Raw genomic sequence first — 20,070 nt, forward strand, 5'->3', positions numbered from 1 at the left:
CGGGCCGGGGGCCCGGCGGGCCCGGCCGGGACGCCGGGCGGCGCGGCGGGAGAGGAGCCGGTACGGAGCCGCGCCTCAGAGAGACGGTGCGGGTGCGGGTGCGAGGCCGAGCAGGGCGCCCAGGGCCTGCCGCAGCCGGGCGTGCGCGTCGGCGGCGGAGCGGTGCCCGGCGCTGCGCCACGCCACGTAGCCGTCGGGCCGTACCAGGAGCGCACCGCCGGCAGGCAGGCCGTGGGGCGCCGCCAGCTCCTCGTCCAGGTGGTAGGTGTCGACGGCCACCCCGAGGGCGCGGCCCGCCGAGGACGCGGCGTCCTGCCAGGAATCGCCGTCGGGGCCCGCCAGGAGGACGAAGTCCCGGCCGTACAGGTCGAGGGTGGAGAGCGGTTCGCCGCCGTCCTGCGCCACCGCGATGTGGGGTGCGCGGCTCCCCGGCGCCCCGGTGAGACGGGACGGCTGGAGCAGCGGAGCCGCGTCGTCCGGCGCGCACCGGACCGCCGGCGACCGGTACTGGTTGCCGAGGACCAGCGCGTAGAAGTCCTCCTGCCGCGTGGTGGTCAGCGCGGAGTCAGGCATCGGGAGGCGCCACCTGCTGCGGGCGCGGGCGACGGACTGTTCCACCGCCCGCCGGGCGACGGGCCGCCGTTCGGTGCCGTAGGTGTCGAGAAGGGAAGGGTCCGCGCTGCCGCGCAGGACGAGCGCCAGCTTCCAGGCGAGGTTGTGCACGTCCTCGACGGCGGTCTGGCCGCCGAGCCCACCGGTGGGCGGCATCTGGTGGGCGGCGTCGCCCGCGAGGAGTACGCGCCGGACCCGGAAGGCGTCCGCGACGCGTGCACCGATGGGGAACGTGCTCGGCAGTCCGTCCGAACCCGGGGTCTGGGGGAGGAGGCGCACGTCCAGGTCCGGCAGCCCGGTGGCGGTGCGCAGCCAGCCGGCGCACTCCTGGGGCGTGGGGCGGTGCGGCCGCCCGCCGGGTGCGGTGCGGCAGGAGGTGGCGAAGAACCACCGGGTGCCGCTCCCGTCGAGCGGCCCCAGCGTCGTGCCGGGCGCCGGGCGGTCCAGGTACGCCATGCCCAGGGGCCGCCCCCGCAGGGCGGGCCGCAGGTCCGCCTGCACGTGCAGAGTGGCCATGTGGAACAGCGTTCCGGGACCGCTGCACCGTACGCCCAGCCGCCGCCGCAGGCCGCTCGACGCCCCGTCGGCGGCCACGACGTACCGGGCCCGCACCTCGGCGACCTCTGCGGCGGGGCCGCGTACGGTGGCGGTCACCTGCCTGTCGTCCTGGTCGAGATGCAGCAGTTCGGTGCCGAACGCCACGTCCGCGCCCAGTTCCCGTGCACGGTCGAGCAGCAGCGCCTCCAGTTCGTCCTGGCCGAGCGGCGCGAACCGGCAGGGTGACGCCGTCTCCGGACCGGCGTCCCCACGGTCCTCGTCCGCCTCCTCGTCGCCGCGTTCCACCAACGGCTCGTGAACGTCCGTCAGGGTGCGGGCGCGCACGGAGACCAGGTCGCCGCTGCCCGCGCCGTCCGGACACGCCGCGCGGATCGCGTTCTCCAGGCCGACCTGCCGGAACACCTCCACGGCCCGGGGGAGCAGTCCCCGCAGCCTGGGGTGCGGCAGGACGCCGTCGCGGCGTTCGACGAGCAGGCAGGGAACGCCGTGCCAGGCCAGCAGCACGGCCGCGGACAGACCGGTGAGCGAGCCGCCGACCACCAGTACCGGCACCGTGCGCACCCCGAACCCCTCCCCGTCGTGCTCGTCCGTGGTCCGGGCCGGCTCGCCGCGCGGCGAACCGGCCCGGACGGCCGACACCGGCCGTCAGTGCTTCTGCATGTACCACGGCGGCCACAGTCGCTGGTCACGGGACGGTGCCGCGGCCTTCGGCGGCGTCACCTGCTCGGCCTTGGCGAGCCTCTTCTTCAGCTGCTCGGTCATGAGTTGTCACCTCCTCCCGGATTCCTCGGGGCCTCCGGCGCACCCGCCGGAGGAGCACTTCTGCGGGGGCATGCGGCGGGAGGGCGCGGCCGCAGGCCGGGGCCGCACGGCGGGCGTGCCGGGGACGCCCGGCGACCGCCCGCGTCAGGCGGGGCGGGTGGCGAGCACCCCGCGCGCCACCAGGTCGTCGAGACAGGCCCGGGCCTGGCGCAGGGCGTCCTCGCGCGGTACCTGAGCGGCCACCGCGTCCGCGTAGTCGGCGGCGATGCGCTCGCCGTCGGTGTCCTGGCTGAGTTCGTACAGGTACCACCCGGAGAGGTTGAGCCAGTGGACCTTGGGCTGCTGCGGGGTGAAGACCATCAGGGCGCCGGCCTCCTCGACCGCCCGCGTCCGCAGCCCCGGGGCGGGGGAGTAGCGCAGCTCAGACACGGGCGGACTCCTTCACGGCGTCGAGCAGCCAGGTCACGAAGTCGTGCCCGTGGTCGGTCAGCGCTCCGGCCCCGCGAGCGAGGATCTCCTCGCCGAGGTAGCGGGCGCGTTCGGGCGCGAACCGGTAGAGCGAGGGCGGGTCGTCCGCCTCCGGCTCGCCGAACCGGGCGACGAGTTCCGGCGTCATCCGTGTCTGGAGCGCCCGCCGGAACAGCACCAGGTGCGCGTACACGTGGAAGGCGCCGAGTGCCCGGTCCAGCGCCCACTCGTTCGGCGCGACCATGGAGGCCCACTTCAGCCACGGCACCTTGACCTTCGGTCCGTCCGGCAGCCGGTCCGGCTCGGCGAAGACGCTCGCCGAGCGCTGGATGTCGAACAGCTTCAGGTGCAGGCCCTCGTGCAGTGCCGTCTCTGCCAGGCGCCACGGGTGCGCCATGCGGTTCTCCGAGAAGAAGACCACCGACGGGATGCGGCCGACGTTGCCCGCGAGGAAGGTCTCGCCCTCGGTGCGGACGTCCACCACGCCGACGCCGACGTAGTGCGCCCCCACGCTCGCTCCCAGCTCCGGCAGCAGCGCGCCGAGGGCGGCGAAGCCGTCGTCCAGCTGCCGCCGCATCCGCTCGGTCGGCCGGAGCAGGTCTCCGCCGATCCCGCGGAGGAAGTCCCGCTCGAACGTGGCCAGGAAGGTGCGGGTCAGCGGGGTGCCGCCGTCCGGTCCGCCGGCCCAGAGCCACGGGTCCGGGTCCCGTCCGCCGGTGCGCACCGTGAGACCGCGGAACGCCTCCCACGCACTCGGCGGAACGGCCCGGCCGGCCTCCTGCACGGCGTCGGAGACGAGGTGCAGCATGGTGACGACCTCGGTCCACGCGCTCTCGTCGAGGAACCCCTGCTCCAGACGGGACACCGCCTCGTCCAGGGTCACGCGCACCAGCGGGTCCTCCACGAGCGGGAGGGGCACCTCGCCGGTGGCGTCCCGGAGTCCGTCGGCGAGTTCGGCCACCTTCGCGGACCGCTCGGAGAGCAGGTCGAGTGCGAACCGGTAGAACTCGGTCGCCTTGAGCGTGATGACGCGGGCGTCGCCGTACTCGGGGTGTGCAGCGAGCAGGTGCTCCACGGTGACGAGATCGTCGTCGTACGCGGACACGCATCCTCCTTCGACCGGCCTACGGAACTGCGGGCGGGCAGCTCCCGGACACAGGTGCTACGTGTCCAGTGGAGCGCAGCTCGCGGGCCGCGGACAGAGCGGGTGTCGGCCATCGCGACCGGCCGCGGCGGCTGTCCGAAAAGCCGCGCCGCCCGCCGGGACGGCTGCTCGAGCGACACGGTGCCCCCGCCCCTCCGCAGGAGTGCCGGCAGGGCCGGACAGGAGGTCTTCGTCGCCCGGCGCGCGGCGCCCGTGCCGCGGCTCCGGCGGCCGGCAACCGTGCAAGTCCCCATTCCCGCCAGTTCGTCCCGGGCCGCGCGCAGTGCCGGTGCCGGGGGGCGGAGGCGTTGCCGCGGCGCGGGAGGGCTCGTGAGCCGCCGTCTCGGCCCGAACGCGCCGCGGCGTGCCGGGGGATCGGCACTCTGGCCGGTAACGCCCGTTGACATCTGGCGCCGTCGATCGCGATGCCGCCGGTCCCGCCCCGCCCAACCGGCCGGCGGGGCGGGGTCCGGGAGAGGAGTCAGTCCGCGGCGGCCTCCCGGGCCCGGGTGACGTAGGCGATCAGCGCGTCCGACGGGCCGCCGTACTCGCGCTGGATCTGCTCGCTGTTCGCGTCGCGCATGCGGTAGAGCCCGTCCCGCAGGCCGGGGTCACCCCCGTGGAAGCCCTCGAGCAGCTCCCACCAGCGTGCCGCCAGCTCCTGCACCCGCGGCTCCGCCGGGTCGGTCCCGGCGTCCAGCTCCGCCTGCACCTTCGCGATCAGCTCCGGCCACTCCCGCTCCGCCGCCGCGATCGCCTCCGGTCCCAGCTGCGCCCGGCGCTCGGCCAGCGCCTGGATCTGCTCCTCGGAGAAGTAGTTCCGCATGGTGTCTTCCACCGTGTTCACCTCGTCCATCAGCGCGAGGAGGTCGTCCGGCCCGTACGGCGCGCGCCCTGCCGACACCAGCGTCGACAGCCGCGCGTGCAGGGCACGCAGCGCGGTGAGCTGATGACCCACGTGCTCCAGGTGGCTGCGCAGCAGGTCGGCCAGGTCCAGTTCGCCGGCGAGCGCGGTGCCCACGGCGTCCAGTGGCAGCCCCAACTCCCGCAGGGCCACGATCCGGTACAGCCGCGTCACGTCGTCCTCGTCGTACAGCCGGTGCCCGCCTCCCGTACGTCCCGACGGCGTGAGCAGGCCGATCCGCTCGTAGTGGTGCAGCGTGCGCACCGTCAGGCCGGTGAGCCGGGACAGCTCTCCCACCTTCCAGGCCATGACGTCCTCGCTTCCTCGTCCGGAACATCCCGGAACCGCCGGTTTCTCCGGCGGTGTTCCCGACGCTACGACCTCCCCCGACGTCAGGTTCAAGCCCGCGCGGCGGGGAGACCGCCCCTGCCCGCCCGGGATGCGGGGTGCCGGGCGCGGGCGCAGCCTGGAGTGGCCGGCTCCCGATCCTCCTCCCGGTCCTCCCGGTGCTCTCGGAGGCGATGCGCATGCGCCGCTCGACCGCGATTCTGCCGCTTCTGACGGCCGTGCTCCTGGCGGTGCTCCTCGCCGTCGCCGGCTGCACCGGGGGCGGGTCCGGCGACCCGTCCGGGGAACGGGTGCCACCACGGCTGCGCCCTCCGCGCCCTCCGCGCCCTCCGCGCCCTCCGCGGAGCCTGCCGAGACCCGTACCGTCACCGAACGCCCCTCCGCCACCGTGACCGAGAGGGCACCGGAGTCACCGCCGCCCACGCCCCGGACCACGACGGTCGCGCCGCCGCCGGACGTCGCTCCGCAGGGGGAGGCGTGCCTGGCCACCACCGCGCAACCCGCGATCCAGCAGGGCTCCTCCGGACCGGCCGTGGTGAAGGCCCAGTGCTACCTCAATCTCGCCCTGTCCGGGGCGCCCATCCCCGAGGACGGCGACTTCGGCCCGGTCACCGACGACTCCGTGCGCCGCTTCCAGGGGTGCGCCGGTCTCACCGTGGACGGTCTCGTCGGACCCCAGACCTGGCCCGAACTGGTCTTCTGGGCCGACGCGGGGCCCGTCTGCTGACACCTGCCGAGGAGAGGAGTAAGGAGGACCCATGGACTACACCATCGAGGTCATCGTCGTCCCCGTCACCGACGTCGACCGGGCCAAGGAGTTCTACGCCGACCGCTGCGGCTTCCCCGTCGACCTCGACACCGAGGTCGCTCCCGGCATCCGCATCGTCCAGCTCACCCCGCCGGGCTCCCGCTGCTCCCTCGCTCTCTCCCAGGGCATGCCCAGCTCCCCGAGCCAGTCCGACATGGAGCCCGGCGCGCTGCGCGCGGTGCAGATCTGCGTCACCGACATCACCGCCGCGCACGCCGAACTCACCGGACGCGGCGTCGACGTCAGCCCCGTCCAGCACGTCGGCCCGAACGGCTGGGAGGAGGGCCGGGGCGAGCCCTGGAACTCGTTCGCCTTCTTCGACGACCCCGACGGGAACGGCTGGGTCCTCCAGGAGGCCCCGGCTCCGCTTTCTCAGCGCTGACCCGAGCCTCAGCGCTGACCCGAGCCTCAGCGCCGCCCGGTCCCTCCTCGCGGGCCCGACGCCCCCGGAACGGTCCGCCCCACCTCGAGGATCACGTCGGTCATGGCCTCCTCGGCCGGTGTCGGGACGCGGGACGCGAGCCGGGCGAGCAGGATGCGCCGGGGCGGCGCGTAGCCGTCGAGCCGCAGCACCCGCACGTCGGTGCGCAGGTTGGCCAGGGCCAGGCGTGGGGCGAGGGCGATGCCGAGACCGACCGCGACCATGGCCTGCGCCTCCTGGTAGTCGTTGGCCTCGAAGGAGACGGACGGTTCGAAGCCCGCGGCCTCCGCGGTCCGTGAGAGCACCTCGGCGACGGGGTGGTTGTCGCCCCGGATGATCCAGCTCTCCTCCGCGAGCTCGTGCACGTCGACGGAGGTCCGGTCGGCGAGGCGATGCGCCTCGGAGACGACGAGGGCGGTCGGGTCCTCGGTCACCACCCGCAGGTCGAGGCTGTCGCTCTCGATGCGCGACCACTCGTACTCCCACAGGAACGCCAGCTCGATGCGGCGCCGGTCGAGCATCTCCAGCAGCTGCGCGAGCCGGGCGCTGTGCACGGACAGGCGGACGCCGGGGTGGGCGCCGCGGTACGCCGTGACCGCCAGCGGCAGCAGTGACGACCCCAGGGTGGGGAAGGCGCCGAGCCGCAGCGAGCCGTCCCGCAGGCCGGCGAGGTCGCTCAGCCGCTCCTGGAGCACGTCGAGGCTGCGTTCGATGGCCGTCACCTGTTCGACGACGACCCGGCCCGCTTCGGTCGGCCGCACGCCGCGGGCGTGCCGGTCGAGCAGCGGCTGTCCCAGCTCGGCTTCCAGCCGGCGGATCTGCTGGGAGACGGCCGAGGGCGTGTAGGCGAGCGCCTCGGCCGCCGCGGTCATCGAGCCGTGCCGGACCACTTCGGCGAGCAGCCGCAGCCGGGTCACGTCGAGCGGAGCATGAAGCATGGCTTCATTCTGCATGAAAAAATCAGCGCTTGTGCTTACTCCTCGCTCGGGACAACCATGAGCACGCAACAGGCGTACAGATTGCATGCAATGTGAGGTGACTGCGGTGCGCGTTCCGGCAGTGCTGATGCGCGGGGGTACCAGCCGTGGCTTGTTCTTCCACGAGCGGGACCTTCCCGAGGACCACGCTCTCCGCGAGGCGTTCATCCTTGCCGCCTACGGGTCGCCGGACGCCGCCCGGCGTCAGGTCGACGGTGTCGGCGGTGCCACCTCCAGCACCAGCAAGGTGGCGGTGATCTCCGACGGGCGGGAGCAGGGCGTCGACGTGCTGTACGAGTTCGGCCAGGTCGCGATCGACCGGTCGCTGATCGACCGGCGCGGCAACTGCGGCAACCTGTCCTCCGGTGTCGGTCCCTTCGCCGTCGACGAGGGCCTGGTCGTCCCGACCGACCCGGTCACGGTGGTGCGGCTGCTCAACGTCAACACGGGCAAGCTGATCGTCGCGCACGTTCCCACCCGCGACGGCAGGTTCGACCCGGTCGGCGACTTCTCGCTGCCCGGCGTCCCCGGCACCGGCTCGCGCATCCGGCTGGACTACGTCGACCCCGGCGGAGCCGTCACCGGCGCCGTGCTGCCCACCGGCAACCCGGTCGACGACCTGACCGTGCCCGGTGTCGGCACCGTCCCGGTGAGCCTGGTGGACGCGGCCAACCCGCTGCTGTTCGTGCACTGGGATGCGTTCGGCCTGAACGGCACGGAGGGCCCGGACGAGATCGACTCCGACCCGGACCTCCTCCGGCGGCTCGAGGCGGTCCGCGCGCACGGCGCGGTGCTCGCGGGAATCGCCGACACGCCGGAGCAGGCCACCGAGGAGGCGCCCTCGGTCCCCAAGCTGACCCTCGTGGGCAAGCCCCGGGACTACCTGACCACCGCCGGGACCGTGCAGAAGGGCAGCGAAACCACCGTACGAGCGTCCATGATGTCGATGGGAAAGGTGCATCGCGCATACGCCCTCACCGGAGGCATCTGCACGGCCGTCGCGGCGGCCGTTCCCGGGACGCTGGTCGCCGACGCCACCGCGGACGACGACGGCGAGTGCCGCATCGGACACCCCGCGGGCGTGCTGCCGCTGCGCGCGGACGTCCGGCGGGAGGGCGACACCTGGCAGGCCGCTGCGGTGACCGCGTACCGCAGCGCCCGAAGGCTGATGGAGGGCCGCGTCCTCGTGCCCGGTCCATGGCTGAAGAACCGTTCCACCATGATCGCCGGTTGAGGAGGCGAAGCACCATGAGGCAGAAGAGGAAGATGATCACCCGCTTCGGGACGGCCCTGGCGGTGACGGCCGCACTGGGGCTCGCCGGCTGCGCGAACCCGCAGGGACTCGACTCCGCCGGCGAGGAGGGAGCGGCGGAGCTGCCCGACCGCACGGAACTCGTCATCCCCTACTCGGAGGGCGGTGGCACCGACACCTGGGCCCGCTTCATCGCCCCCTACCTGGAGAAACACGTCGAGGGCAATCCCACGTTCACCCCCGAGAACGTGCCCGGCGGCGAGAGCATCACCGGCTCGAACCAGTACGTGACCTCCGGGGGCACGAACGGCGAGCAGATCCTGGTCACCTCCGGCACCACCTACTTCCAGGCGCTGCTCGGCCGCTCGCAGGTGAAGTTCGACTTCGCGAAAATGCGGCCCCTGATGCTCAACGGCACCGGCGGCGTCATCTACGCCTCCCCGGGCACCGGCATCGACTCCGCCGCCGACCTCGCCGACACGAAGAAGAAACTGAAGTACGGCGGCATCAGCGCCACCGGACTCGACCTCACCATGCTGCAGGCCTTCGACGTGCTGGACGTCGACCTGGACGCCACGTTCGGCTTCGAGGGCCGCGGCCCGGCCCGCCTGGCCTTCGAACGCGGCGAGGTCAACGTCGACTACCAGACCACCTCCGCCTACCTCACCCAGGTCGAGCCGCTGGTCGACGAGGGCAAGGCCGTGCCGCTGATGTCCTTCGGCATGCTCAAGGACGGCGAGATCGTCCGCGACCCGAACGTCCCCGACCTGCCCACGGTCGAGGAGGTCTACCGCGACATCCACGGCAAGGCGCCCAGCGGAGAGGCGTATGACGCGTACCGCGCGTTCCTGATCCCGGGCTACGTGTACCAGAAGGGGATCTGGGCCAACGAGGGGACGCCCGACGCCCTCGTCCAGGCGTACCGGGTCTCCGTGGCGAAGATCAGCGAGGACTCCGAGTTCAAGAAGTCGAGCGAGGAGGTGCTCGGAGGCTACCCGCTGTACTCGGGCGAGGAGGCCGAGGCGGAGCTGAAGAAGGCGTTCGACATCTCGCCCCGCACCCGCTCGTACACCCTCGACATGCTCGAGTCCGAGTACGACGTCCGCCTCGACGGGCAGTGACGCGGCGGACGCCCCGGGGTGGGCGCGGGCCGGACCCCGCCCGCGTCCACCCTCCTCCGCCCGACCCCCCCTGATTCCGACCCCTGATCCCTGATCCCGGCGCACGCCGACCCCGGCAGAAGGAGCCGACCACCGATGCTCGACGCGGCCTTCAGCGCACTCGGCGCGTTGCTCGACCCCGCAACCCTGGTCTTCCTGCTCGCCGGGGTCCTGGCCGGACTGGTCGTGGGGATCGTCCCCGGGCTGGGCGGCACGGGAGCGGTCGCCATCCTGCTGCCCTTCATCTTCGTCGTCGAGCCGCACCAGGCCCTGGCCCTGATCACCGGGGCCGTGGCCGTCGTCCACACCTCCGACACCATCTCCACCGTGCTCATCGGCATCCCGGGGTCGGCGTCGGCGACGGTGCTGATGCTCGACGGCCATGCGATGGCCCGGCAGGGCCAGGCCGCGCGGGCGCTCAGCATCGCCTTCCTCGCCTCCATGGCCGGCGGGCTGCTGGGAGCCGTCGGACTGACCCTGTCCATCCCGCTCGCCCGGCCGCTGGTGCTCAACTTCGGGTCGCCGGAGCTCTTCATGCTCACGGTGCTCGGCATCTCCCTGGCCGCACTGCTCTCCCGCGGCAACATGCTCAAGGGCCTCGTCGCCGGCGTCTTCGGCCTGCTGCTGGGCCAGGTCGGCGCGGCGCCGTCGGCGGCCGACTACCGCTTCACGTTCGGCTCGCTGTTCCTCAACGAGGGCCTCGACCTGGTCGCCGTCGCCCTGGCGATCTTCGGCATCGCGGAGGTCGTCTCCCAGATCGCCCGCCGGACCAGCGTCGCCGCGGGCTCCGGCATCGGCTCGGGCTGGGGCGCCGGCGTGCGGGACGTGCTCCGCCACTGGACGCACGTCCTGCGCGGCGCCCTCATCGGCATCTGGGCCGGCGTCCTCCCCGGCGTCGGCGCGACCGCCGGCACCTGGATGGCGTACGGCCAGGCGCGGGCGACCGAACGCCGCAAGGGCAAGGGGAAGGGGAAGTTCGGCAAGGGCGACCCGCGCGGCATCATCGCCCCCGAGAGCGCCAACAACAGCGTCGAGGCCGGCGACCTCATCCCCACCCTGCTGTTCGGCATCCCGGGCGGCGCCCCGGCGGCACTCCTGCTCGGCGCCCTGCTGGTGTTCGGCGTCGAGCCCGGACCCCGCATGATCACCAACCACCTCGACGTGATCTACACGATCGTGTGGTCGTTCGCGCTGGCGAGCGTCGCCGGAGCGGCGCTGTGCTTCCTGCTCAGCAAGCCGCTCGCGAAGCTGAGCTTCGTCCGCTTCCCCGTGCTCGCCGCGGGCCTGGTGGTCATCCTGTTCACCGCCGGATACCAGGAGTCGCAGCAGGTCGCCGTCCTCCAGGTGATGCTGCTGCTGGGCGCCGTCGGCTGGCTGATGAAGGTGACCGGCTTCCCCCGGGCGCCCTTCCTCATCGGGTTCGTGCTGAGCGTGCCCCTGGAGCGGTACTACTACCTCACCGCGAACCTGTACTCCTTCTCCGAGTGGGCCCTGCGCCCCGGCGTCCTGGTGATGGCCGCGATCCTGGTCGCGCCGCTGGGCTTCGCCCTGGTCCGCAGGCTGCGCGCCCGGGGCACGCCCGCCGCCCCGGCGACGGTGACGGCCGGCGCGACCGCGGACACGACGGACGCCACTGCCAGCGCGGACACCGCTGCCACCACGGACACCGCTGCCACCGCCGACACCGCGGCCGACACCGCCGACGAGGAGGCCGACGGCCCGGCCGCCCCGCGCCGCTGGACCGTGGGCGTCGCCGCCGGCTTCCTCGCCCTCTTCCTCTGCGCCCTGTTCGCGGCGCAGGGCTACAGCGAGAAGGCCCGGCTCGTCCCCACGCTGGTCTGCGCCCTCGGCGTGCTGCTCACCGTCACGCTGCTCGCAGTCCAGGCGTACGACCGGCGGCGCGCGTCCGGGAAGCCCGCGGACACCGGGTCGTGGCGCCAGGAACTGCGCTGGGTCGGGCAGGCGTTCGGCTGGCTCATCGCCTTCCTCGTCCTCGTGTACGTCCTCGGCGTCGCGCTCGCCGCGCTGGTCTTCGTCCCCGTGTTCCTCTGGCGGGTGGCGCAGCTCCGTGCACGGGGCATCGTCCTCTACACGGTCGGCGTGCTGGCCGCGCTGCTCCTCCTCCAGCACTTCGCCGACATCTCGCTGCCGGTGGGCTACCTGACGCCGCCGCTGCTGATGGCGTAGCGGGAGGCCGGGGTGACACAGAAGCAGGGATGGCTTCCGGACGCGGGCCGCATCGCGCGGGTGCTGGCCGGAGCGCTCGCCGGAGCACTGCTGTTCACCGTGCTGCGGGTGCCCGCGGGCACGGTCGTCGGCTCCGTGGTCGGCAGCGCGCTGGTCAACCGGTGGCGTCCGGCCGCCTTCGACCACCGGCTGCCGGTCCGGGCGCTGCGCACGGTCGGCATGGTCCTTCTGGGCTGTGTGGCCGGCGCGCGGCTCGACGCGGAGACGCTGCGGATCCTCGCGGGGCTGGCGCTGCCGCTGCTCGGCGGGGTCGCCCTGCTGCTCCTCCTGGAGATGCTGCTCGCCGCGCTGCTGATCGTCCGTCACGGTGTCGACCCGGTGACCGCGGTCCTGGCCTTCGCCCCCGGCGGCCTGAGCGAGATCTCGCTCACGGCGCAGGATATGGGCGCCCGGATGAGCCTGGTGCTGGCCGTGCACATGGCGCGCGTGCTGGCCGTGGTGCTGCTGGTCCTGCCGCTCCTGGTGGCGTGGGCGGGGGCGTCGTGAGCGCGGGCGTGGTGTGGCTGCTGCTGGGCGGGGCCGCCGGGGCGGCGCTGGCCAAGCCGCTGCGGCTGCCGTTCTGGCCGCTGATCGGCTCGATCGGCGGTGCGGCCGTCGTACGCCTGTGGTCGGGCGGCGACGTGGCGCTGCCGTTCGCCTGGCAGACCGCGGCACAGGTCCTGGTCGGCACGGTGGTGGGGCTGGCCGTCGCCCCGGGTGTGCTGCGGGACTTCCGCGCCGTCCTGCTGCCCGGGCTGCTGGCCGTGGTCGCGATTCTCGGCTTCGGCGTCGGCTGGGGGCTGCTCCTCGGGCACACCGGTGCGACCGAGGCCCCCGCGGCGGTCTTCGGCATGGTGCCCGGCGGGGTCGGCGAGATGCTGGCCGCGGCGACCGCAGTCCACACGGACACCGCCGTGGTGGCCGCGATGCACCTGGTCCGGCTCGTCGTGGTGCTGTCGTGCCTTCCCCTGCTCGTGCGCTGCGCGCAGGCGTTCGGAAGGTGGTGGGAAGCCCGTGGGCACCGGGACTGAGCCGCTGCGTGGCGCCCCCGCCTGTCGGCTACTCGCCCAGCATCACGGCGAGCCGGATCTCGCGGGCCCGCCGCATGTGCGCCCGGGCCGACCGCTCGGCGGCCTCGCCGTCGCGCGCCTCGATCGCGCGCACCACGGCCTCGTGCTCCGCCACGGCCTCCTCCGCCCGGTCCTTGTAGCCGAGCGTGGAGGCGGGCAGCCGGCGCACGGCGTGCTCGACCTGGCCGAGGAAGCGGCCGAGGTAGCTGTTCGCGGTGGCGTCGCGCAGCGCACGGTGCCAGGCGAGGTTCAGTTTCGACAGGGCCGCCGTGTCGCCCCGTCCCGCGGCCTCCTTCATCTGCGCGTCGATCCCGTCGAGTTCCGCCACCAGTCCGGGCGGGCAGCGGACGGCCGCCAGCCGTGCCGCGAGCCCTTCGAGGTCCTCGCGCACCACGTACAGGGCGAGGACGTCCTCCAGCGACAGCGGGGCCACGGTCGTGCCGTGGTGGGCGGTCTTGACGACCAGCCCCTCGTCCGCGAGCCGCCGCAGCGCCTCCCGCACCGGTGTGCGGCTCACCTTGAACGCGCCCGCGATCTCGTCCTCGCGCAGCCACGTGGTGGGGGACAGGGCGCCGTCGAGGATCGCCTCGCGCAGCGCATCGGTCACCGCGTCCGTCGTCCGCCCCCGGTGCGTGCCCGGTAGGAGGTAACGGCTCAGGTCCTTGGTCTGTCGGTCGTCTGCCTCGGCCACGCGGCAACGATAGGGGACGACCGAAGCGTCGCGCACACAGTGGATACGATCGACCCATAATTGAATGCAATGTGGATACGGAAAGGAGCATGATCATGGCTGCACGAAAGGTGATCGTCGTCGGAGCGGGCAACGCCGCCCTCTGCGCGGCGCTCTCGGCGCGCGAGCAGGGCGCGGAGGTCGTCGTGCTGGAACGCGCCCCGGAGAATCTGCGGGGCGGCAACACCGCCTTCACCGCCGGAGCGATGCGGGTCGCCTACGACGGGGTCGACGACCTCCGCCGCCTGATGCCGGACCTCACCGAGGACGAGATCGCCGTCACCGACTTCGGCTCCTACTCCACGGCGGACTTCCTGGACGACCTCGCCCGGGTGACCGAGTACCGGACCGACCCCGAACTCGCCGGACTCCTCGTCGAGCAGAGCCTGCCCACCCTGCTGTGGATGGCCGACCAGGGCGTCCGCTTCATGCCGATCTACGGCCGCCAGGCGTTCAAGGTGAACGGCCGGTTCCGTTTCTGGGGCGGCCTGACCGTCGAGGTCTCCGGCGGCGGCCCCGGCCTGGTCGACGCGCTGGCCAAGGCCGCCGCACGGGAAGGCGTCCGCGTCGAGTACGGCGCCCGCGCCCTGTCGCTGCTCCGCGACGACGACGGGGTGCACGGCGTCCGCGTCCGGCAGCACGGCACCACCCGCGAGGAGCGGGCCGACGCCGTCGTGCTGGCCAGCGGCGGCTTCCAGGCCGACGCGGCGATGCGCGCCCAGTACCTCGGCCCCGCGTGGGACCTCGCCAAGGTGCGCGGCACCCGCTTCAACACCGGCGACGGCATCCGCATGGCGCTGGACGCCGGTGCGAGCCCGGTGGGCAACTGGTCCGGGTGCCACGCCGTCGGCTGGGAACTGAACGCCCCCGAGTTCGGCGACCTCGCCGTCGGCGACTCCTTCCAGAAGCACAGCTACCCCTGGGGGATCATGGTCAACGCCCACGGCAGGCGCTTCGTCGACGAGGGCGCGGACTTCCGCAACTACACCTACGCCAAGTACGGCCGCCGTGTCCTCGAACAGCCCGGGCACTTCGCCTGGCAGATCTTCGACCAGCAGGTGAGCCACCTGCTGCGCGACGAGTACCGCATCAAGCAGGTCACCAAGGTCACCGCACCCACCCTCGAAGCCCTCGCCCGCAAGCTCGACGGCGTCGACCCCGACGCCTTCCTCGCCGAGATCGCCGCCTACAACGCCGCCGTCGACACCGGCACCGCCTTCGACCCCAACGTGAAGGACGGACGCGCCACCCGCGGCCTCGCCGTCGACAAGACCAACTGGGCCAACCGCATCGAACAGGGCCCGTTCGAGGCGTACGCCGTCACCTGCGGCATCACGTTCACCTTCGGCGGCGTACGCATCAGCACCGACGCCGAGGTCCTCGACACCGACATGGACCCCATCCCCGGCCTCTACGCGGCCGGCGAACTCGTCGGCGGTATCTTCTACTTCAACTATCCCGGCGGCAGCGGCCTCACCAACGGCTCCGTCTTCGGACGCATCGCCGGCACGCAGGCGGGAGCCCCCCGTGCAGCCTGACACCCCCGCGACGCCACCCGAGGCGTCCGCGTCACCCGCCCCGTCCGACGCGCCCCCGGCGCCGACCGGGCCCCGTCCGCCCCGGCACCTCACCCTCGCCGTCATCCCCGGCGACGGCATCGGCCCCGAACTCACCCGGAGCGCCCTGACCGTCCTGCACGCCCTCGCCGAGCAGAAGGGCCTCACCCTCGACATCCGCGAGGAACTCGCCGGCGCCGAACACTTCCGCCGCACCGGACGGCCCGTCGTCCCCGGCGTGCTCGACCGCCTCGCCGCTGCCGACGGCGTCCTCAAGGGCCCCGTCGGCCTCCCGGACGTCCGGCACCCGGACGGCACCGAAGCCGGCCTGCTCGGCGGCGTGCTGCGGACCGGCCTCGACACCTACGCCAACATCCGCCCCATGCGCCTGCTCCCCGGCGTCCGGGGCGCGACCCGCCACGCAGCGGGCGACATCGACTACGTGATCGTGCGCGAGAACACCGAGGGCCTCTACCTCTCCCGCGGCGCGGGCGTCGCCACCCCCGACGCCGCCACCGACCAGCTCATGATCACCCGTTCCGGCACCGCACGCGTCGTCCGGCACGCCTTCGAGCTGGCCCGCACCCGCGCGGCCGCCCGCGACGCCTCCTCGACCCGGAGACCCGAGGTCGTCTGCGTCGACAAGAGCAACGTGCTGCGCAGCTTCGCGCTCTTCCACACCGTCTTCGAGGAAGTGGCGGCCGACTACCCGGACATCGGCTCCGGCCACCTCTACGCGGACGCGGCCGCCCACGAACTCGTCGCCCACCCGGAACGGTTCGACGTCCTCGTCATGGAGAACTTCCTCGGCGACATCCTCAGCGACCTCGGCGCCGCCACCGTCGGCGGCCTCGGCATGTGCGGCTCCGGCAACATCGGCGACGGCGCGGCCTACTTCGAACCCATCCACGGCAGCGCCCCGGCGCTCGCCGGCCGCGGCCTCGCCAACCCCACCTCCCAGCTCCTCAGCCTCGTCCTCCTCCTGGAGCACGTCGGCCACCCCGACGCCGCCCGCACCCTCCACACGGCGATCGCGCGCGCCTACGCCGACGGTGCCGTCGGCCTCACCCCCACCGGCACCCCGCACGGCGGCACCCACGCCGTCACCGACGCCGTCGTCGCCGCCCTGGGGTGACCGTCTCCGCTCCGTTCGCCGCCGGTTTTGGGAGAGGTGACGGGTGATCAGTACGCTCTGGCGATGATCACACGACACAGACTGGCGGCCGGGGTGTGCGGCCTCCTGGCGGCACTCGTCGCCGGGCTCGCCGCCCCGGCCGGCGCCGCCGCCGACGAGACGGCGGCACAGGACCCTCCCCAGGTCGAGCTGGTGCTCGACGTGAGCGGCTCGATGCGCACGCGGGACATCGACGGCGGCTCCCGGATGGCGGCGGCGAAACAGGCGTTCAACGAGGTCCTGGACGCCGTGCCCGACGAAGTCCACCTGGGCATACGCACCCTCGGCGCCACCTACCCCGGCGACGACCAGAAGATCGGCTGCCGGGACACCCGGCAGCTCTACCCGGTCGGACCGCTGAACCGGACCGAGGCCAAGACGGCCGTCGCGACGCTCGCCCCCACGGGCTGGACACCCATCGGCCCCGCCCTCCTCGCCGCCGCCGAGGACCTGGAGAACGGCGACGGCACCCGCCGGATCGTCCTCATCTCCGACGGCGAGGACACCTGCGCACCACCCGACCCGTGCGAGGTGGCGCGTGAGATCGCCGCACGCGGCGTGCACCTGGTCGTCGACACCCTGGGCCTCGTCCCGAACGCCAAGATCCGCCGCCAGCTCAGCTGCATCGCCGAGGCCACCGGCGGCACCTACACCGCCGTGGAGCACACCGACCAGCTCGCCGGCCGGGTCAAGCAACTCGTGGACCGCGCCGCCGAACCGGTCGCCGTCCCCGTACGGACCGAGGGCGCCGACCGCTGCAGCGACGCACCCCTGCTCCAGCCCGGCCTGTACGCCGACCGCGAGCGGTTCTCCGAACACCGCTGGTACCGGGTCGACGTCCTGCCCGGCCGGGAACTGCGCGCCTCGGTGACGGTCGCCGCCGACCGTGCCGTCGACCGGGACTACGGCGTGCTCCTCCGCGCCGTGACCGAGCACGGCCGCGAGATCGTCCGGGGCTCGGAAGCCGGGCACGGACGCACCGACGTGATCTCGACGGGCCTGCGCTACCCCAAGGCGCCGCTCGACGACACCGGCGCCGAGGCCGAGCCGGAGACCGTCTGCCTGGAGGTCGGCAACTCCTTCTCGGCGCCCCCGTCGGTGCGGTCCACCCCCGGCCTGCCCGTCGAACTCCGGATCGACGTGGTGGACGCCCCCGACGCCGCCTCGGACGTGGCCGCCTTCGGCCTCGGCCGCGGGTGGTGGCTGCTCGCCGCCCTGACGCTCACCGGCCTCGTCGCCGGTCTGCTGGCGGGCTGGATCTCACGCTGGCGCATCACTGTCAGGAGGACCCGCTGATGCGGACCGTACGCATGCTCGCCGGTGCTCTGCTGACGGGCGCCGTTCTCGCGGGGCCCGTCAGCCCCGCCGTGGCCGACTCCCCGTCGCCGAGCCCCGCCGCGAGCGACGAGGCCGGACCCACCGAAGCGGGTACCACCTTCCGCACCGCCACGCTCGTCCAGCAGGACCAGCGCGCCACCGCCGACGCGTCCACCGGCGACTACCTCTACTGGGTCTTCCCCGCCGACACCGGGCAGCGCGTCACCGTGACGGCCACCGTGACGCCACCCGATTCCGCGGCCCGGCACGGGGCGTCGACCTGGCAACTGGACGCCTACGACGGCCTGCGCCGCCGACAGGCCTGCACCCGCGGGGCGAACACCCGGGTCGCCTCGCAGGACACCGCCTCCGTGCAACTCTCCTGCACCCTGCGCCCGGTCCGCTCCTGGGCGGAACCCTGGGCCAACGACCCGCTGCCCGGCAGCTATTACGTCCGCCTGACCGTCACCGACCTGGCGGAGAAGGACCTCGGCCTGCCGGTACGGGTCGCCGTCCGGGCCACCTCGTCGGACACCGGCGGCGCCCATGCGGTCGACGGCTCGCTGTCCACCCCGCTGCTGCCCGGCGCCGGCGCCGCGCAGGACGAGGCGGACCAGGAGCCGGACGAGGAGTCGGCGTCGGACGCGGAGCCGGCGTCGCCCAGGGCCCTCGGGGAGCCGGAGGACGGCTGGTCCTCCGGATGGTGGACGGACCGCTGGGCCTGGACCGTGGCCGCCGGCGTCCTCGGGACGCTCGCCGGCATCACCGGCTACCGCCTGGCCGGAGGCTCAGTCCGCCGCCGGCCCTCCCCGCCCGCCACCTGACCGCACCCGCGTACCCCCGGGGCGCGGCCTCGCGGCACCCCACGACCGCTGCGGTCGGGCGGCCCCAAGGGCGGGTGAGCACGGCAACGCCCCGCGCCGGACGGTTCCGGCGCGGGGCGTAGGGGATCAGTCCCGGGCTGCGTAGGAGAGGAAGGCGTTCCACGCGGCGGGGGAGAGGGCGAGTTCCGGGCTTCGCGTGTCCTTGGAGTCCCGGACGTGGATCGCCTCCGTGCCCTGCGCCACCTCGACGCAACTGTCACCCTGCGAGCCGCTGTAGCTGCTCTTGAACCAGGCCAGGTCGGACGTGTTCATGGCGCTCCTCGCAATCGCTTCAGCAGGCTCAGCGAGTCCTCGGGGGTCAGGGCCTGCGAGCGAAGTTTCGCATACCGCTGCTGGAGCAGGCTGATCTCTTTCGCACCGGCGATCAGCCGCCCGTTCTGCTGTCCCTCCGAGTACGCGAACCAGTGGTGGTCCGGCGTCTCGGCCAACTGCATCGGCCCGTCCGTGCCCGCATGGGACGGCTGCCGCAGCGGCACTACCTGGAACTCCACGTTCCAGTTCCGGTCGATCAACTCCAGCAGCCGGTCGTACTGTTCCCGCGTCACGTCCTCCCCGCCCGTCCACCGCTCCAGCACCGCCTGCTCCACGATGAAGCTGAACGCCGTCGGCGGCTTCCGCGTGACCGCCAGCAGGTCCTGCCGTGCCAGCCGCGCGGCGATCCGCTGCTCCAGCTCCTCCGGGTCGGGCAGCGGCGGCACGTCCAGCGACACCGTCCGGGCGTAGGCCTCCGTCTGCAACAGGCCCGGCACGACCCGGCATTCGTACGTGTACAGGCTGATCGCCGTGGCCTCCAGCCGGGCCCACTGCCGGAACCAGCTCGCCAGCCCCGCCTGCCGCGACAGATGCGGCGCAGCCCTGCGCAACGCCCCCGTGTTGCCCAGCGCGCTCTCCGCACGCTCCACGAAGTCGCGGTCCGGCATCCGCCGGCCCTGTTCGACCGAGGCGACCGTGTGCTTGGAGAAGCGGACCAGCGCGCCGAACTCCTCACGCCCCAGGCCCGCGTGCTCCCGCAACGCCTGGACGACCGCGCCGAACGTGCGCAGACTGTCCGAGACCTCCGGCTCCGCGCAGCCCGTTCCCGTGCCGCCGTCCGTGCTCTCCTGAGCCACGCCGGCCACCTCCCTCACCACATCCCGCCGTACCGCTTCGACCGCGCCCATCGTCACGTGCCGTGACACGTACCGTCCACCGAATGTGCGCGTACGCTGACGCACCGTACGCACCGCGACCCTGGCCAACTCGCCTGTCCGGGCCCCTCAGTCCGACGCCTCGTCACCCCTGGGGGGAGGGGTGGCGGCGGTTGTGGGTGCAGAGGGGGCAGGGGCCGGGGGTGGGGCTGCGGTGGGCGCGGTCGCAGTCGGGGCAGTTCTGGAGCGGGGCGAGGGTCGGGGTGGGTGGTGGGGGTTCGGGGCTGGGTGCGGGTTGGAGTTCGGCGAGGCGCCAGGCGAGGACGGCGGCCGGGCGGGTGCGGAAGCTTTCGGGGAGGTCGCTGGTGAGGGTGCTGGTGATGCGGGCGGGGCGGACTCCGGAGGCGAGCCAGGTGTCGACGCCGGGTGCGAGGCGTGCGATCTCGCGGCGGGAGAACGTCAAGCGAGGGTCGCGTGTGCCGAGTGCGGTGAGGAGCGCGACGGCTTCGGGGCTGGCCGGGCGGGTGGTGGGGCCGTCGGCCGGGCCGCCGGCGGGGTCGGGGTGCGGGGGC

Annotated in this window: 19 protein-coding genes and 1 pseudogene; 11 read left to right on the plus strand and 9 right to left on the minus strand. The window is 73.6% G+C overall.

Annotated elements, in window-relative coordinates:
* Positions 1-75 precede the first annotated feature (75 nt).
* From RM572_RS05165 to RM572_RS05180, 4 genes are all read right to left on the minus strand, one after another.
* On the minus strand, positions 76-1,809 hold the full coding sequence (locus RM572_RS05165; protein ID WP_311672059.1) for an FAD-dependent monooxygenase: 1,734 nt from the start codon (positions 1,807-1,809) through the stop codon (positions 76-78).
* Positions 1,810-2,076: 267 nt separating this feature from the next.
* Positions 2,077-2,361 carry a hypothetical protein gene (locus tag RM572_RS05170; protein ID WP_311672060.1) on the minus strand — a complete coding sequence of 95 codons (285 nt, stop codon included), beginning with the start codon at positions 2,359-2,361 and terminating at the stop codon, positions 2,077-2,079.
* On the minus strand, positions 2,354-3,505 hold the full coding sequence (locus RM572_RS05175; protein ID WP_311672061.1) for an aKG-HExxH-type peptide beta-hydroxylase: 1,152 nt from the start codon (positions 3,503-3,505) through the stop codon (positions 2,354-2,356). The genes RM572_RS05170 and RM572_RS05175 overlap by 8 nt, the downstream gene beginning before the upstream one ends.
* A 520-nt stretch (positions 3,506-4,025) precedes the next feature.
* Complete coding sequence (locus RM572_RS05180; protein ID WP_311672062.1) at positions 4,026-4,757, minus strand: MerR family transcriptional regulator; 732 nt, start codon at positions 4,755-4,757, stop codon at positions 4,026-4,028.
* Between the two features lie 427 nt (positions 4,758-5,184).
* Between RM572_RS05180 and RM572_RS05185 the strand changes: the two genes are divergently transcribed.
* Both RM572_RS05185 and RM572_RS05190 read left to right on the plus strand, forming a co-directional pair.
* Entirely contained in the window at positions 5,185-5,523 is a 339-nt protein-coding gene (locus RM572_RS05185; protein ID WP_311672063.1) for a peptidoglycan-binding domain-containing protein, read from the plus strand.
* Between the two features lie 31 nt (positions 5,524-5,554).
* Entirely contained in the window at positions 5,555-5,986 is a 432-nt protein-coding gene (locus tag RM572_RS05190; RefSeq protein ID WP_311672064.1) for a VOC family protein, read from the plus strand.
* Between the two features lie 26 nt (positions 5,987-6,012).
* Here RM572_RS05190 and RM572_RS05195 read toward each other — a convergent pair whose 3' ends face one another.
* Positions 6,013-6,963, minus strand: coding sequence for a LysR family transcriptional regulator (locus RM572_RS05195; RefSeq protein ID WP_311672065.1), 951 nt, complete (start codon positions 6,961-6,963; stop codon positions 6,013-6,015).
* Between the two features lie 106 nt (positions 6,964-7,069).
* Here RM572_RS05195 and RM572_RS05200 point away from each other — a divergent pair, with 106 nt between their 5' ends.
* The 5 genes from RM572_RS05200 (at position 7,070) to RM572_RS05220 (ending at position 12,671) form a co-directional block, all read left to right on the plus strand.
* Positions 7,070-8,236: a 2-methylaconitate cis-trans isomerase PrpF family protein gene (locus RM572_RS05200; protein WP_311672066.1), complete on the plus strand. Its 1,167-nt coding sequence runs from the start codon at positions 7,070-7,072 to the stop codon at positions 8,234-8,236.
* Positions 8,237-8,250: 14 nt separating this feature from the next.
* Entirely contained in the window at positions 8,251-9,375 is a 1,125-nt protein-coding gene (locus tag RM572_RS05205; RefSeq protein ID WP_311672067.1) for a Bug family tripartite tricarboxylate transporter substrate binding protein, read from the plus strand.
* Between the two features lie 135 nt (positions 9,376-9,510).
* Positions 9,511-11,601 carry a tripartite tricarboxylate transporter permease gene (locus RM572_RS05210; protein WP_311672068.1) on the plus strand — a complete coding sequence of 697 codons (2,091 nt, stop codon included), beginning with the start codon at positions 9,511-9,513 and terminating at the stop codon, positions 11,599-11,601.
* Between the two features lie 12 nt (positions 11,602-11,613).
* Positions 11,614-12,147 carry an AbrB family transcriptional regulator gene (locus tag RM572_RS05215; RefSeq protein WP_311672069.1) on the plus strand — a complete coding sequence of 178 codons (534 nt, stop codon included), beginning with the start codon at positions 11,614-11,616 and terminating at the stop codon, positions 12,145-12,147.
* A complete protein-coding gene (locus RM572_RS05220; protein WP_311672070.1) occupies positions 12,144-12,671 on the plus strand; it encodes an AbrB family transcriptional regulator in 528 nt (175 codons plus the stop codon). The genes RM572_RS05215 and RM572_RS05220 overlap by 4 nt, the downstream gene beginning before the upstream one ends.
* Before the next feature lie 28 nt (positions 12,672-12,699).
* Here RM572_RS05220 and RM572_RS05225 read toward each other — a convergent pair whose 3' ends face one another.
* Complete coding sequence (locus RM572_RS05225; protein ID WP_311672071.1) at positions 12,700-13,401, minus strand: GntR family transcriptional regulator; 702 nt, start codon at positions 13,399-13,401, stop codon at positions 12,700-12,702.
* 95 nt (positions 13,402-13,496) lie between these two features.
* Between RM572_RS05225 and tcuA the strand changes: the two genes are divergently transcribed.
* From tcuA to RM572_RS05245, 4 genes are all read left to right on the plus strand, one after another.
* Positions 13,497-14,978 (plus strand): FAD-dependent tricarballylate dehydrogenase TcuA, encoded by a 1,482-nt coding sequence (gene tcuA / locus RM572_RS05230; RefSeq protein ID WP_311672072.1) that lies wholly within the window; start codon positions 13,497-13,499, stop codon positions 14,976-14,978.
* Positions 14,968-16,131 carry an isocitrate/isopropylmalate dehydrogenase family protein gene (locus RM572_RS05235; RefSeq protein WP_311672073.1) on the plus strand — a complete coding sequence of 388 codons (1,164 nt, stop codon included), beginning with the start codon at positions 14,968-14,970 and terminating at the stop codon, positions 16,129-16,131. Before tcuA ends, RM572_RS05235 begins: the two co-directional genes overlap by 11 nt.
* 63 nt (positions 16,132-16,194) lie before the next feature.
* On the plus strand, positions 16,195-17,466 hold the full coding sequence (locus tag RM572_RS05240) for a VWA domain-containing protein (protein ID WP_311672074.1): 1,272 nt from the start codon (positions 16,195-16,197) through the stop codon (positions 17,464-17,466).
* Positions 17,466-18,311, plus strand: coding sequence for a hypothetical protein (locus RM572_RS05245; RefSeq protein WP_311672075.1), 846 nt, complete (start codon positions 17,466-17,468; stop codon positions 18,309-18,311). The genes RM572_RS05240 and RM572_RS05245 overlap by 1 nt, the downstream gene beginning before the upstream one ends.
* 126 nt (positions 18,312-18,437) lie before the next feature.
* On the opposite strand, the gene RM572_RS05250 is transcribed toward RM572_RS05245, so the two are convergent.
* The 3 genes and pseudogenes from RM572_RS05250 to RM572_RS05260 all read right to left on the minus strand — a co-directional run.
* Positions 18,438-18,623 carry a DUF397 domain-containing protein gene (locus tag RM572_RS05250; RefSeq protein WP_027766057.1) on the minus strand — a complete coding sequence of 62 codons (186 nt, stop codon included), beginning with the start codon at positions 18,621-18,623 and terminating at the stop codon, positions 18,438-18,440.
* Positions 18,620-19,480 (minus strand): helix-turn-helix domain-containing protein, encoded by an 861-nt coding sequence (locus RM572_RS05255; protein WP_311672076.1) that lies wholly within the window; start codon positions 19,478-19,480, stop codon positions 18,620-18,622. The genes RM572_RS05250 and RM572_RS05255 overlap by 4 nt, the downstream gene beginning before the upstream one ends.
* A gap of 163 nt (positions 19,481-19,643) precedes the next feature.
* Positions 19,644-20,070, minus strand: a pseudogene (locus tag RM572_RS05260) (hypothetical protein); the annotation flags it as partial.

The sequence above is a fragment of the Streptomyces hazeniae genome (genome assembly GCF_031845485.1).
GTDB lineage: Bacteria > Actinomycetota > Actinomycetes > Streptomycetales > Streptomycetaceae > Streptomyces > Streptomyces hazeniae.